This window comes from Pedobacter sp. L105, from assembly GCF_009765875.1.
Lineage (GTDB): Bacteria > Bacteroidota > Bacteroidia > Sphingobacteriales > Sphingobacteriaceae > Pedobacter.
On record NZ_LMUP01000014.1, the window covers coordinates 645,123 to 659,909 of the forward strand.

Genomic DNA, 14,787 nt, shown 5'->3' on the forward strand with positions numbered 1-14,787 from the left:
AAATCATGTCAAACAAAGAGCAATACATCAATCACGAAGAAGCTACTTCAATAGCTCAGGGAATCTTAGCTGATTCCGACTTTGTTACCGCAGCTGAAGCAAAAACAATTGCTGAAGATGTAATTACTGTTGCAGATGGAAATATTAAAAGAAATGGGGTTGCCCTGTACAACTTTGTAGATGTAATTGGCAACGTTGCGGCTTTTACCAAATCAACTACCCTGGGTGATGCTGATGTGGATGGTGTAATGGTAATTAAAGAAGGAGATGAATATTTTTTAAGAAATATTTCCGGTGGTTTTATAGACAGCAGGATTTACGGAACCATTGGCGATGGTTTAAACGATGATACACAGGCACTAAATCAAGCTCTGGAGGCTGCGGTAAGGTTTGTTAATGGTAACCTGTTTATTCCAAAAACTGCTGGTGGATATCAGATTACGTCAACAGTTTATAATAGGCTTGGATCAGGAAGCAGAATAAATATTACTTCTGATGGTGCTATGTTCAATACCGTAGGAATTATTTCAAGTAACACGATATGGAAGATAACGCCGGTTCGGGAATGTGTAGTATTTAGTTTTGGTGCAGTTGGTGTTGGTAATGAGGTTAGAGATGCTTTTGTCAATAATTTAGGTACAGAAGTAAACTTAAATGGGTTTACGATCAATTGTGCCAGTATTCCTTATGTTTTAGATCCCGTTTCCAATAATGTAGATATAGGTATTGGGATACAAATCAATGCCGAAATTATATCTACGACTAACATTACCATAGAAAATACGATCGGTTACGGAATAAGATACCATGGGGCAAGGGTGATCAATATTTATAATTGTAATGCTTTAGCAGTTGGATTAAGAGATAAAAACGGAGTTGCCGGAGCCTACACGGGTGCTGATTCATATGGAGATGCATTGTATTTTACTGGAAATAAAGACAATTCTATTATTAATATAGATTCAGTAACCGCACACTCTATTGATACCGTCAACAAAAGAGGCAGAGTGGGCTTAACTTTCGAATTTACGAATGCTGGAAATTGCCAGGTACATATTAAGAATAGCAATTTGGACTATTATGCCAAGATGATCCATATTGAAGCAATGATGACTTACAAAATAATTGCGGAAAATTGCTCATTTACCAGGTTCAATGCCCTGGCTGCTGTTGCTTTGAATAATGCCAAAATCCATTTTGTAAATTGTAATGTTTCAATGAGCACAATAGATGGTTATGAAGATCAGTCAACTGTTTATGTGATTACTTTATATCAGTCGTTACCTGATATTTCTTTTGATAGCTGTCAATTTGATTATACTGGAATCTCTGATGGGACAACCGGGATTTCAGGTGTTGAACATTTTACCAACTGTAATTTCAATATAAACAGCAAAAGGTTAATTATAGCTGACTCTTTAAAAAACACGCTGTTTTTTGGATGTAAGTTTGATAGTTTTGGCAGTGATATCGACACAAGTTCCTTTACTAATTATGCTTCCGGATCAAGTACCTATAAACTGGTTAATTGTTTATTTACAGGGAATGATACGCTTAGAGTGGCAAATACAGATGGAAAAGCTGATCTCACTTTTATTAATTGTAATAGTATATCGCTAAAACAGGAACTTTTGGTAACTAATAAAACAACGGTCATTAACGATATTTTACCATTTGATAGTACTTTGATTACTAAAACAAGGATAAATATTGTAGGAACTGAATTGATATTAGCTAGAAATAATACAGGCTCTCCATTGTGGGATACGATGAAATTTAGTGCGATTGTGATTGGAGCAGATTTGGATAACTCGGCAAGGGATATCAATAGGGCATTAATAGTTGCCGGAGGTTATTGGATTGTGGATTACAATTGGTCTTCATTAGGATATCATATCGGAACTGCCACCCTGGGGGGAACCGAGCCTTCCGGATATGCGGTAACAACATCGAATGGTGGAATAACATGGTCTCCTTCAAAAACCAATGGTGGTGCTGTAAAGCAAATAGTAGTAATGTACTTTCCGAGATATATGAAATCTTATTTTTTAGATGTTTAATCTTGTTGATTGGTCTGTAGATTCTAATACCGCAGGTCATTATAGGAACGGAATAATAGGCACGTATAGAAAATTGTAACCTTAAAGAATTCACTATGTAATAATTCTATTACATAGTGAATTTGTAAATCAAAAATCAGCGCCGGGTATAGATGCGATTTCTATAAAATGATAAGATTGATATTTTAATGATATAAAAAATTATTCTGTTGTTTAAATGTATGATAAATAAGATATTTTTACCTGAAACACAAATTAATGCAAAAATGTTTTAATTCATATTTGTAAATGTCTTAAATTAGAGGAATTAATTGTTTCTCATGAATTCAAAACTTCTTGGTAGAAAAGTCAAAGCATATACACTTACAGAAATTCTGGTAGTACTTGTTATCATCGGTATTCTGGTTCTTCTTGCACTTCCTAATTTACTGCCCCTCATCACAAAAGCAAAAACTACGGAAGCAAAAATTCAACTGGAACATTTGACTACATTAGAAAAAAGTTTCTTTTACGAAAAATCCAAATACAGTACCGACTTAACAGAAGTTGGATTTATTCAGGAAAAGTTAACTACAGATGGTAAAGACGGTAGGGCGAATTACAAAATCACTATTGTAAGTGCGAGTAACACTGGTTTTGTGGCCAGGGCTACTGCTGTAGCTGATTTTGATGGCGACGGTGTATATAACGTTTGGGAGATTGATCAGGATAAAAATCTAAAAGAAGTAACCCCAGACTAAATGCTTTTACTGCAGTTGTTCATCCTAATCTGCCTGGGGCTCATCTGTTACCAGGATATGCGTTACCGTGCAGTATACTGGATCTGCTTTCCTTTTTTAGGCATTTTATTGTTGTTATTTAAACAACAGCATACTTCAATGTATGATGTATTAACTGAAAGTGTTTATGCTTTTCTTTTTATTGGCATCCAATTCGTGTTGCTATCGCTTTATTTCTCACTGAAAAATAAAAGATTCATTAATATTACCCATCAATATCTTGGATGGGGAGATATCCTTTTCTTGTTAGCAATCACATTTTATTTATCTCCTGTCAATTATGTGCTGTTTTATGTGGGCAGCCTTATCGTTGTATTGCTTTATACCTTTACACAGCAAATCTTACTGAAGAAGGTAAACCCTCAAATACCTTTGGCCGGATTACAGGCATTACTCCTTTGTTTTGTTCTTGTTTTTTCACTAATCAATCCGAGTTTCAAACTGTATACTGATTCCTGGATCTATGGAATTTAACCCATCCTTTTTAACTGCGTTAACTAAAGATCAGGCCTGGCATTACCGGGTACTGCCGAAATCAAATGATGAAGCAGGACTGGCCTTGCTTTGTGATGAAACGGAAAGTATAAGCATTCTTTCCGATGAGCTGGAAATTGTTTTGGGCAGAAGAATTGTCCTGGAACCTTTGCCTGTAACTACAATAAGTATGCTCCTTAACCAGCATTATCCCAAAGAGAACGGTCAGCACCAATTTCAAAAGATGACACTGGCCATTGAAGGGGATGGCTTTTTAAATGATCTGATCCGTGAAGCGAGAACGTTGAAAAGCAGTGATATCCATATTGAGATCTACGAAGAACATTGTCGGGTAAGGATCCGTATCGATGGCATGATGGTAGAGCGGTATGTACTAAAAAAAACTGAATACCCAGCCCTGATTAACAAGATCAAGATCATGGCCAACCTTGATATTGCAGAAAAACGTTTGCCACAGGATGGCCGGATCAATTTTAAACATGGAGAAGAAGCTTTTGATATCAGGGTTTCCGTTCTGCCTACTTTACATGGAGAAAAAGTAGTGCTGCGTTTATTAAATAACAATGCGGCTAATATCGATCTGAAGCATGTGGGCTTTTCGGAATTCGACCTGGAAAATTACCTACAAGGAGTAAAAAGACCCAATGGGATCATCCTGATCAGCGGACCCACAGGATCTGGTAAAACCACTACATTATATGCTACACTCAAATACCTGAACAAGGAGACAAGAAATATCCTGACGATTGAAGACCCGATTGAATATACCCTCCAGGGAATTAACCAGGTGCAGCTCAAAGAAAGTATCGGACTAACCTTCGCTTCAGCGCTGCGAACTTTTTTAAGGCAGGACCCGGATGTGATCATGGTTGGAGAGATCCGCGATCCTGAAACCGCCAATATGGCCATAAGGGCAGCATTAACTGGTCACCTTGTGCTTTCCACTGTCCATACCAATTCGGCATGGGGCACCGTATCCCGTTTAATGGACATGGGGATACCACCGTTTCTGGTTGCCAATACGCTGAACACCTCTGTGGCACAGCGGCTGATCCGTTTGCTGTGCACAAGCTGTAAAGAACAGGCACCTTTTGATCCATCTTCCTATCCCAAGCAGTTCAAACCCTTTGCACCGGTAAGTCACCACTATCTGGCAAAGGGCTGTGAGAAATGTTATTACACTGGCTACAGCGGAAGAAAGGCGGTTTACGAAGTGATCCCGCTTGATCATGAACTTACCCAGGAAATTAAACAGGGAAATCTATATATCAACCCCCTGCTGGAAGAACGCGGAATTAAAACACTTGGCGAAAATGCTTTTGCTTTATTTATCAAAGGCGACACTACGATTGAAGAAATATACCCACTACTTTTTACCAATTGATGAGGAACTTATACAAACGATTTCAACTATTTAAAGTGATACTTTTAAGTGTCCTGCTTTTATTGATCCATAGTAGTTTGGTGTCTGCACAGACCCAGAATACTGATGAGCGGGTAAGGGCCGTTAAAGAACGCCTAAATAACCTGGCTATCACAGTTCCCGGGTTAAACCAGGTGGTGAAAATGAATGTTTCCGGCGTCTCGGCACAGGAGTTCCTCCGGGCTTTAGCTGAGGCTAATAACCTGAACATCAATATTGATCCAATGCTTAACTTTAAGGTATACAATAATTTTACCAATGAGACTGCGCTAAATGTTCTGGTATTCCTTACCAAAGAGTATAATGTTGATATCAACCTGATTGGTTCTATTATGACCATCACTAAGGTTGCTGAGCCTAAAGTGGTCATCCCCGTTAAGGAGATCAGCGCCCGTTATGACGGACAGAGGAACACATTAAGCCTGGAACTGAACAATGATACCCTTTCAAAAGTAGCACGTAAGATTACGCAGATCTCCGGCAAAAATGTGGTAGTTCCATACGCACTATTAAATAAACTGGTTTCTGGTTTTTTCTCTGATGCTCCTTTTGAAACTGCACTGGAAAAACTTGCTTATGCCAATCAATTGAAATTGGTGAAAACCAATGATAATGTATTCGTTATTGAAGCCCTGGGAGAAAATGAAGAACTATATATCAATGGAGATAAAAACACATCCGTAAGGAGGAACCTGAAGCCTGCCAGTCCTGCTGCCACAGGAGGTGGAAACTTTCGTATCCAGGGAGGCACGATAGGCGGTAAAAAAGTGATCAGCATAGATGCGGTAAACGTAAACATGGCAGATATCGTAAAAAATGCAGCCCAGGAAGTGAATGCCAATTATTTCCTCTATACGGACATCAAAGGGACTATTACTCTGCGGGTAAACGACATCAGTTATGAGAACCTGCTGACTGCTGTTTTTCAGGGCACTGATTATACCTACCGTGTAGAAAACGGTATATTTTTGATTGGTGACAGGAAATCTGAAGGCCTGCGTGCCCATAAGCTGGTCCAGCTGCAGAACCGCTCCCTTGATACGATCCAGAATATGATTCCAACGGAATGGAAAAAAGGAGTGGAGATCAAAGAATTCAGGGAACAAAACACATTGTTGTTATCAGGTTCCTCGCCACAGGTCAATGAAATTGAAGCTTTTATTAAACAGCTGGATAAAATGGTGCCGATGGTACTGATCGAAGTAACGATGATTGATATTCATAAGAGTAACGGTATAAAGACAGGGATTAGCATGGGAACTTCAGATAGTGTGAAAACAGGAGGTACCGTCTTTCCCGGACTCGATTACACTTTTGGTTCTAAATCCATCAATAACTTTTTATCCCATATCGGCTTAAATAAGTCGGTCAATCTGGGGCATGTAACGCCCAATTTTTATGTAAGCCTGAGTGCACTGGAAACCAATAGTAATGTGGATGTACGCTCTGTACCTAAACTATCAACCTTAAACGGACATACTGCAACACTGAGTATAGGAAATACAGAATATTACAGCACCTCAACCCAAAATGTGATCCCGTCATTAACTACACAAACAGTAGTTACGCAGCAATATACAGCAGTGGCAGCCAACCTGGAAATTGGTATTAAACCGGTCATCTCTGGCGATAATGAGATCACTTTAGGGATAAAAGTGAACATCACCGACTTTGTTGGTACACCTCCCGTCAATGCACCACCACCAACATCAACCAGTAAGTTCGAGTCTATTATCAGGGCAAGAAATGAAGACATGATTGTACTTGGCGGTATAGAGAGAACGGAGAAAACAGAAAGCGGTTCCGGAGTTCCGATCTTATCGCGGATCCCTGTACTGAAATGGCTTTTTAGCAGTCGCAGTAATTCAACTGACAAAGTAGTCACTATCGTATTTATCAAACCAACCATTATCTATTAATATGAACCTGGGAATGAACATGCCAATGGGGATGAATGCCAGTGCCGGTGCAGAAGTGCAGCTTCTTGCAGACGGTACGTATGACATTCGCCTGGTGCAGCTTTCCCTGCAGAAAAAGCTGCTGCATATTGAGGAAAAAAAACAATTCAATTTGGGGTTGGATCAGCTCAAAAAGATAACACTTAAAGGTCCTCTGGCAATTACACTGACGGGGCGAGGGGTACTGATCAAAAAAACAGCCAGGCTGGAAAGCCTGACTGAACAAAGTCTCAGACACTTGTTCCCTGGATTTAAAGCCGAAGAATTCTATCTGCAGCATTTTAAATCGGCCGACCATTCTTTCGTTGCTTTCGTGAGAAAGGAACTGGCAGATCCTGTATTATTAGCCTTTAAAAAACTGGGCGCTGAAGTCCTGTTATTTGGCTTAGGTCCTTTTGTGGTTGACCAGGTCATTCCACAGCTTAATAATTACGAGGGCGACCTGATTTTTGATGGACATCAGGTTAGGCTCAATGCGCAGAAAGCCTGGCTGGACTACCAGTTTACCGCAGGTTTGAAAAATGAATTTGACCTGAAGCTGGGGATAGAACTGATTCCAGAGCAATTCTTACTCGCTTACGCCGCCGCTTTTCAGCTGATCTTAAATGATAGGCTGGAGCTGGTAGAAGTTGAATCAGAGGAAGTTAAACATGCTTTAACTGAGTTTAATGCAAAATTGAAATTTCAAAAAAACGGGGCTGCAGTGCTGATTTCCTTTTTTGTTTTGTTGCTGCTTAATTTCCTGATTTTTAGTTTTTATCATTCAGCTAACGGGCAGCTGGCAGGTAAAGCAGGACAGCGTTCTGATCTCTATGCCGGGCGTCAAAAACTGGAAACCGAAGTCAAAGAGAAGGAAAAACAAGTGAAACAGCTGGGCTGGAACCATGGTGAGCATTATGCCTACTTATGCGACCAGATTGGACAGACGGTTCCCGGAACCATTCTTTTAACTGAAATTTCTGTTAATGCGATCAAAGGAAATAGTACAGGTTCTCCAGACAAAAATGAGCTGGAAACCGGAAGTATGCGCATCACCGGGCAATCGGCAAGTGTATATGTGATTAACGACTGGATCTATGCCCTGAAACAAAAACCATGGGTAAAAGCCCTTCAGCTGCAAAAATATGCAACGGACGATCAAAAAGGGGTACAGGTATTTACATTCTTATTAAACTATTAAACGATGCTGCGCAAAATGAGTTATCGCCAAAAGAATAAATTACTATTCCCCGTAGCAGGGGCAGGTATTTTATTGTGCTGGATTTTCGCTTTTAGCCGCACAGTTGAGGCGGTTCAGCTAAACCGGGAATTAAATGGACAGGTGGTTCAGAATGAAGATCTTTCTTTTAATCCGGTTCATGCACAACGAAAACTGGATGCTTTGCAAAGTATTGTCAAATCTTATCAGATCAATGAAACTACCTGGAGTAATGAATTGTGGCTGAAGGCTTCGGCGATGGCGATGAAGCGGCATGTTGGCATAGATTATACACTAACCAGGCCTTCGGCCGAGAAGGATACTACCCAGCTGGGCAAAACAGAAATGCTGTATTGTTATGGTAATTATTCGCAGCTGGTGGGATTGATCGATACCCTGGAACGTGCACCGGCCATAGGGAAGATCTCAGCCTTACAAATTAAATCGCCAAAGCCAGATGTAATTGGCGAACGTGCACATCAATGTATTTTAAAAATAGAATTCAGAGGGATGCCTCATGAACGTGAATAAATTAAAAAATTATAGGATGAAAGTTAATAGCTTAACCAAGATTATTGTTTTATTAGTGTTTTTCATCAGTGGTTGCAAGGAATTTTTTGAACCTAATATCGAGAAAAAGAATGTAGTATTACTGGCTCCCGTTGATGGAACCGCCAGTGCATTATATACACAGACGTTCTGGTGGAATGAAGTTGATGATGCACTGCATTATCGATTACAAGTGGTATCGCCCGACTTTATCAATACACAGCGACTGATATTGGATACGCTGATCACAGGTAATAAATTTAATTTCACTATGGACCCAGGCTATTACCAGTGGAGGGTAAGGGCCGAAAACGGAAGTACCCAGACGCCATACACAGTTGCGGGCTTCGTCATTTATTCCAGCTCAGTAAAAGCACAGCAGCCTCAGTTAGTATCGCCGGTTAATAACCTGCTGACCAATGTGAGCAGCGCCACTTTTAAATGGCTGAAGTTATATGGGGCCGATAAGTACCATCTGGAAGTAGATACCAATAACTTCGCTGATACCACTGTACTTTTCCTCGATAAAACCATCCCTGATCTTCAGTACACTACCACTTTATCAAAAGATAAAATTTATCAGTGGCGCGTAAAAGCTTTAAACGATACGGCATCCTCAAAATGGTCGGCAGTTCAGAATTTTACTTTTGACAGTACTCCGCCTGCGCAGATCGTCCTGACGGCCCCTGCAACGGCAGCATCTGTAGCTTCTCCTGTTACCTTAACCTGGGGCGCAGAAAGCACTGCAGCAAAATATCAGCTGTATGTTTATAAAAGTGATCAGACCACCGCTTATAGTAGCAGTTATCCGCAAACGGTAACCGGTACCTCAGCTACTTTTACAGGCACAAGCGGAGATAAAGTTTACTGGCAGGTGCGTGCAATTGACGCAGTAGGAAACGTGGGTGCTTTTAGTACACTTTGGAATTTTACTGTTCAATAGAAAATGGAGGCTGCAAAAAACAAAAAGATGACTTACCTGCTCCTGTGCGCCGTTGCGGTGGTATGGGGCGTAATCGTGTACCGTTTGTTTTTTAATGATCCGGTTGACGATGGATCTACCGGGTTTTTACAGCCAAAAACTGTCCATGAACCTTATAATCAATATGTGTCAAAAAATGACACCTTTAAATTGGCATTGAATTACCGGGATCCCTTCTTAGGTAAGCTCAATGACCAACCAGAAGTTGTGGTAAAGGTAATTCCGGCAGATCATAAAACGACGGTCCCTGTTAAATTTGTTCCTCCTCCAATCAATTGGGCGGTGATCAAATATTCAGGGTACATCATCAACCCTAAAACCAAAAAGATTGTGGCTATTGTAATAGTGAATGATCACGAGCGAATGATGGGTGAAGGGGAACATTTTCAAGGGCTACAACTGCTAAAAAATAAAAAAGATTCTATCCTGGTCAGCTGGATGGGGAAACAAAAATATATCAAACAATGAGTCGACTACAACAATACTTCCTGCAGATTTTTTTACCGTGTATTCTTTTTTCGGGAGTTGCTTCGGCACAGCAATCTTACGTAGACAAGTTTCTAAATCATGAGATTACGATAACTTATGATGACCATAAAGTTGTGGCCCATGTTAAACCTGCCGAAGATGTCTCTGTCACCAGCGACCGTCATTACTATTGGTTTGCCGGAAACAAAATCAACATTACCCAGGGCGGCTATAGTGAAAAATTACTAAATGGAGAATATCAGGATTTTTATCAAAATAAAAATTTGAAAGAAGCAGGGGATTTTGACAAGGGCCTTAAATCCGGTATCTGGAAAAACTGGACGGAAGATGGCGTATTAAAAGATCAGTTTTCTTTTAGCAAAGGGAAAAAGAACGGGGCTTATTTTCTATTTGATGTACAGGGAAGGGTAACTGAAAAAGGTGGCTACCAGAATGATCTCCTCAATGGAAAACAGGAGAGGTTTAGGGCTGACAGCACAGTAGTGCTCTATTACAAAGAGGGTAAGATCATCCACCGTAAAAGCTTCCTGCCAAAATTGCCTAAGCTGCCTAAATTTATGCAGAAAGTATTCCCTCCAAAAGCAGCCAGTCCTAAACAACCTATTCAACCATAAAGATGATCAAGGCGGCGGCATTATATCTTGTCATTATCATTTCCCTGATGATTGCCGTCATCTCAGCTTCGTTGTTGTCTATTGGTTTTTATTACCGGCTGGAACATCAAAAAAAAGCAAGGCTGGATAGGCTGAATTCAAATCTGGAATCCGGAACAGCCATTTTACTGTCTCCAAGTTATACCATGATTGATACCGTGCAGCACAAAGATTTGTATAGTGATGGGAAAGATAGTGTGTTGCTGCAGTCTATGTATTGGGGTGTTTTTCAGCTCAATACGGTAAAAACATTTGAATTAAGGGATACCCTCCAGCATTCCTTTTTAACCGGACTGACAGATAATGATGCTGCTGCGATTTATTTAGCTGATGAAGACCGCCCATTATCGCTTAGTGGGGATACGCGGATCACAGGTGATGGTGAACTACCAAAATCAGGATTAAAACAATCTTATGTGGATGGTAAATCATACACAGGAAAAACACTGATCACTGGTAAGATTAAAGTCAGTACCCGTGATTTGCCTGGGCTCGAAGAGAAACAGATCACTGAATTGATCAAGCCTTTTACCGCTGATGCATCTTCAACGTCTTCAGCCCGTTTAAGTCTTAGCGCTAAAGACTCTGTGTTTAACTCATTTTTTAACCCGGTACTTGTTTACCAGCTTAAAGCCAGTCAAAAAGAGATTTCAGGAATTAAATTAAAAGGTAAAGTGGTCTTGATTTCGGATACTACGCTTACCCTTGATCAGGACCTGACGCTGGAAGACGTATTGATTTATGCGCCAGCTATCCTGGTGAAGGATGGGTTTAAAGGTTCCTGTCAGCTCTTCGCACGGGATTCTATTATTATAGGGAAAAATTGTGATTTTCTATATCCTTCATTTGCCGGGGTCTTTAAACCAGAAAAAGGTAAACTCCAGTCAAAGATCGTATTAGGGCAGGATAGTCATTTTGCGGGAACATTGCTCAGTTATGAAAAAACGCGAAGTGACCTGCAAACGATGATCTCCCTGGGTAAGGGAACAACAGTAAAAGGGGAGGTTTACGCTACCGGTTACATTAAACTTGAAGCTCCGGTATCAGTTTACGGAAAAGTTTATGCCAAGAGGTTTCTGATGCAAAAATCATTTTCCCTTTATGAGAATTACCTGATTGATGTGGTGCTGAACAGAAATTTATTAAGTAAATATTACCTGAGTTCTTTTTTGCTGAAAAATGCAACTCAGGATAAACAGGTATTGAAATGGCTCAACTAAAGATTTCAACTGTTAAAGCTTCCACCTTATTGGAGGTGATTATCGCCATGGTGATCATCCTGGTGGTTTTTAGCCTGGCCATTGGAATTTATAATAATGTGCTCGGATCTTCAACGGCTGCAAAAACTATACGGGTTAACGCCATGACAGATCATCTGATTAGACAAAGTATCAATGAAAATAACTGGAATGACCTGGATACCCTGCAGGATAGTATCAATTTAAAAAAGACAGTCGTACCCTATGAAAAAGATACGAGTCTCTTACAGATTACGATTACAGCTTTTCAGCAGGATAAACAAATAGGGCAATCCAGGAGAATCATCAAAAAAATGCTGAAATGAAAATGGTTAAGCTACAGCGAAAAGTACCTGCTTTCACTATTGTGGAAGTAACGATTGCCATGCTGATTGCTGGCATTGTCATCGCGATCACTTACACGGCTTACCGTGTAGTTAGCGGTACCTATCTGGATTATACTAAAAAACAGGACCGGGTAGCTGTATTGAGTGTGGTAGATAAACTACTGAAAAAGGATTTCCTGGATGCAAGTCAGATCACCAGATCGGTAAATGGTTTACAGCTTAACTCGGTTAATGGTACGGTAGCTTATGAATTTGCAGCAGCGTATGTATTAAGAAGACAACTGTCTTTACCGGCGGATACATTTAAAATCCCCGTTAAGATCAGCAGTTTTGCTTTTGAGCACCAGGAGGCTGCAGAAGGTACAACTGTAGATCAACTGGATCTGCAAACTTCCCTGGAGGGAGAGGAAATCTCGCTCCTTTACACCAAGAAATATAGCGCACAGAATTTATTCAATTAATTATGCCCTCAATAGATATCTCCCGTTACCCTAAGAAAAAAACTTCGGCTGCCAGTGGTCAGGATACGGCCAATTTACTGGCTTTTTTTAACCAGGATATCAGCTTTGGAAGTAATCAGGTAGCTGATAAAAAGAAGGAAGCCTTGTATGTAGAATTAAGTACGCTGCTGCTTTCAGGAATAGACCTGAGAACGGCACTTGAACTGATCCTGGTTGACCAGGAAAATAAAAAAGACGCAGAGCTTTTTGAAGGGATCAGGAAAAATATTTTGGCCGGACATTCCCTTTCAGAGGCGCTAAAAGAAGCGGGTAAGTTTAGTGATTACGAGTATTACAGTATCAAAATCGGGGAAGAGACAGGTCGTTTGGGGGAAGTATTAACAGATCTGGCTAAATTTTACAAGAGCAAGATCCAACAGCGAAGAAAGATCATCAGCGCGGTTACTTATCCCGCAATTGTATTGTGTACCTCTATGGGTGCTGTACTGTTTATGATCAAATTTGTAGTGCCCATGTTTGCCAATGTGTTCTTGAGATTTGGTGGGCAGCTTCCCTGGATCACCGGTAAGATCATCGCTATTTCGGGCTGGTTTGATAGATATTTTATATACGTCATACTACTGATCTGTGTAGGCATTGCTATTTACTTCCTCAACCGTAAAACATTATGGTTCAGAAGATTTTCTTCAGAGTTGATTTTAAGGGTTCCTGTGGTAGGCGACTTGGTAAAGAAGATCTACCTGGCCAGATTTGCCAATACAATGCGCTTGCTGGTCAGTACCGATACACCGCTGCTGCGGTCAATAGGTCTGGTGCGGCAGATGATTGATTATTATCCAATCGAAACCTCCTTACTACAGGTAGAAGAAAGTATTCTTCAGGGAGAGTCCCTGCATAAAAGTTTAGCTGCCTTTTCTTTTTATCCCGCCAAGATGATCCAGCTGATCAAAGTTGGAGAAGAGATCAACAGGATGGACCATTTCTTTGAAAAAATTGCCAGTCAGTATACTGAAGAAGTAGAATTCCGTACCAACACCATCAGCAGTTTGCTGGAGCCGCTGATCATCGTTTTTTTAGGCTTAGTGGTTGGGGTAATATTAATTGCCATGTACCTGCCGATGTTCCAGATGAGTAATAGTTTTTAAAAAATCAAATCGTGTAAAATGAAGAAGCTCTCTCTCTTTTTAGTGATTATTCTCTCTTTCTACTCCAGTTCTTATGCGCAGAATACTTATCCATGGGCTGCCACCGGAAACATTGGGATTGGAACTGTAAATCCACAATATCCACTGGATGTTGCTGGTAGTTTAAGGATCGGTGCACAGGGAGGCAATGATTATACACTCATTACCGGAGGGTTTGGCGTTGGTTCAACATTAAGAATGTTTTATGCTGATGGAACAGAAAATACACGGCTAACTGGTAATAATGATAGTTGGTTAAATGCTTATCAAGGTAATGTAGGTATTGGTACTGGCACTCCAAAATCGAAGTTACACGTTGGCGGAGGAACCTCAGATCTGATTTCGATAGGGACAACTGATTACTCTGGCAATAGCGGACAGGCCCTTGCAGGAGTTAAGGCGGGTGAAATAGCTGATGGACATGGGGGGACAATAGAGTTTCAGACCCTTTCATGGGGTGCATCACCATATGCTTTAACTACCAAAATGATTATCCAGGGAAATTCAGGTAATGTTGGTATTGGGATCGCTAACCCACTTGAAAAATTAGCAGTTAATGGTATTATTCATTCGCAGGAAGTAAAAGTAGATATGACCGGTTGGTCTGATTATGTTTTTAAAAAAGAATATCCATTGCTTCCATTATCAGAAGTTAAAACTTACATCGATAAAAATCAGCATTTACCAGATATGCCTTCAGAGAGTGAAGTCATCAAAACAGGCCTTAGTTTAGGTGATATGAATAAGCTTTTAACCAAAAAAGTGGAAGAATTGACACTATATCTTATTGATAATCAAAAACAACTTCAGCAGCTGCAGGAAAAGATGGAAAGAAGTAGCCAAAATGAAAATAGGCAGGCTCAGCTTGAAGAGGAAATCAAAAGGCTAAAGGATGAAAATCAATCAAATTTTAAGGCTCTGGAAGAGAGAATTAACAACCTCGTTAAAAACCAAAAATAAACATTACTAAA

15 protein-coding genes are annotated in these 14,787 nt (G+C 40.2%); all 15 read left to right on the forward strand.

What is annotated here, in order from left to right:
* The first annotated feature begins 5 nt into the window (after positions 1-5).
* The 15 genes from GSQ84_RS26005 to GSQ84_RS26075 all read left to right on the forward strand — a co-directional run bounded on the left by GSQ84_RS26005 (position 6) and on the right by GSQ84_RS26075 (position 14,776).
* Positions 6-2,060 carry a hypothetical protein gene (locus GSQ84_RS26005; protein WP_158800277.1) on the forward strand — a complete coding sequence of 685 codons (2,055 nt, stop codon included), beginning with the start codon at positions 6-8 and terminating at the stop codon, positions 2,058-2,060.
* A 320-nt stretch (positions 2,061-2,380) separates the two neighbouring features.
* Positions 2,381-2,800 carry a type IV pilin protein gene (locus GSQ84_RS26010; RefSeq protein WP_158800278.1) on the forward strand — a complete coding sequence of 140 codons (420 nt, stop codon included), beginning with the start codon at positions 2,381-2,383 and terminating at the stop codon, positions 2,798-2,800.
* On the forward strand, positions 2,801-3,313 hold the full coding sequence (locus GSQ84_RS26015) for a hypothetical protein (protein ID WP_158800279.1): 513 nt from the start codon (positions 2,801-2,803) through the stop codon (positions 3,311-3,313).
* Positions 3,303-4,718 carry a GspE/PulE family protein gene (locus tag GSQ84_RS26020; RefSeq protein ID WP_158800280.1) on the forward strand — a complete coding sequence of 472 codons (1,416 nt, stop codon included), beginning with the start codon at positions 3,303-3,305 and terminating at the stop codon, positions 4,716-4,718. Before GSQ84_RS26015 ends, GSQ84_RS26020 begins: the two co-directional genes overlap by 11 nt.
* Positions 4,719-4,753: 35 nt before the next feature.
* Complete coding sequence (locus tag GSQ84_RS26025; RefSeq protein ID WP_254070994.1) at positions 4,754-6,676, forward strand: type II secretion system protein GspD; 1,923 nt, start codon at positions 4,754-4,756, stop codon at positions 6,674-6,676.
* A 1-nt stretch (position 6,677) separates the two neighbouring features.
* On the forward strand, positions 6,678-7,895 hold the full coding sequence (locus GSQ84_RS26030) for a PilN domain-containing protein (RefSeq protein WP_158800282.1): 1,218 nt from the start codon (positions 6,678-6,680) through the stop codon (positions 7,893-7,895).
* Positions 7,896-7,898: 3 nt separating this feature from the next.
* Positions 7,899-8,444, forward strand: a complete 546-nt coding sequence (locus GSQ84_RS26035; RefSeq protein ID WP_216849035.1) for a hypothetical protein — start codon at positions 7,899-7,901, stop codon at positions 8,442-8,444.
* A gap of 16 nt (positions 8,445-8,460) precedes the next feature.
* Positions 8,461-9,405 (forward strand): hypothetical protein, encoded by a 945-nt coding sequence (locus GSQ84_RS26040; RefSeq protein ID WP_158800284.1) that lies wholly within the window; start codon positions 8,461-8,463, stop codon positions 9,403-9,405.
* 3 nt (positions 9,406-9,408) lie between these two features.
* Entirely contained in the window at positions 9,409-9,912 is a 504-nt protein-coding gene (locus GSQ84_RS26045; protein ID WP_216849036.1) for a hypothetical protein, read from the forward strand.
* Positions 9,909-10,547 carry a toxin-antitoxin system YwqK family antitoxin gene (locus GSQ84_RS26050; RefSeq protein ID WP_158800286.1) on the forward strand — a complete coding sequence of 213 codons (639 nt, stop codon included), beginning with the start codon at positions 9,909-9,911 and terminating at the stop codon, positions 10,545-10,547. Before GSQ84_RS26045 ends, GSQ84_RS26050 begins: the two co-directional genes overlap by 4 nt.
* Positions 10,548-10,549: 2 nt before the next feature.
* Positions 10,550-11,806 (forward strand): hypothetical protein, encoded by a 1,257-nt coding sequence (locus GSQ84_RS26055; RefSeq protein ID WP_158800287.1) that lies wholly within the window; start codon positions 10,550-10,552, stop codon positions 11,804-11,806.
* Positions 11,794-12,150 carry a hypothetical protein gene (locus GSQ84_RS26060; RefSeq protein WP_158800288.1) on the forward strand — a complete coding sequence of 119 codons (357 nt, stop codon included), beginning with the start codon at positions 11,794-11,796 and terminating at the stop codon, positions 12,148-12,150. Before GSQ84_RS26055 ends, GSQ84_RS26060 begins: the two co-directional genes overlap by 13 nt.
* Positions 12,147-12,632 carry a type II secretion system protein J gene (locus GSQ84_RS26065; protein ID WP_158800289.1) on the forward strand — a complete coding sequence of 162 codons (486 nt, stop codon included), beginning with the start codon at positions 12,147-12,149 and terminating at the stop codon, positions 12,630-12,632. The genes GSQ84_RS26060 and GSQ84_RS26065 overlap by 4 nt, the downstream gene beginning before the upstream one ends.
* A 2-nt stretch (positions 12,633-12,634) precedes the next feature.
* A complete protein-coding gene (locus tag GSQ84_RS26070) occupies positions 12,635-13,777 on the forward strand; it encodes a type II secretion system F family protein (RefSeq protein ID WP_158800290.1) in 1,143 nt (380 codons plus the stop codon).
* A gap of 18 nt (positions 13,778-13,795) precedes the next feature.
* Entirely contained in the window at positions 13,796-14,776 is a 981-nt protein-coding gene (locus tag GSQ84_RS26075) for a cell division protein ZapB (RefSeq protein ID WP_158800291.1), read from the forward strand.
* The last annotated feature ends 11 nt before the right edge of the window (positions 14,777-14,787 follow it).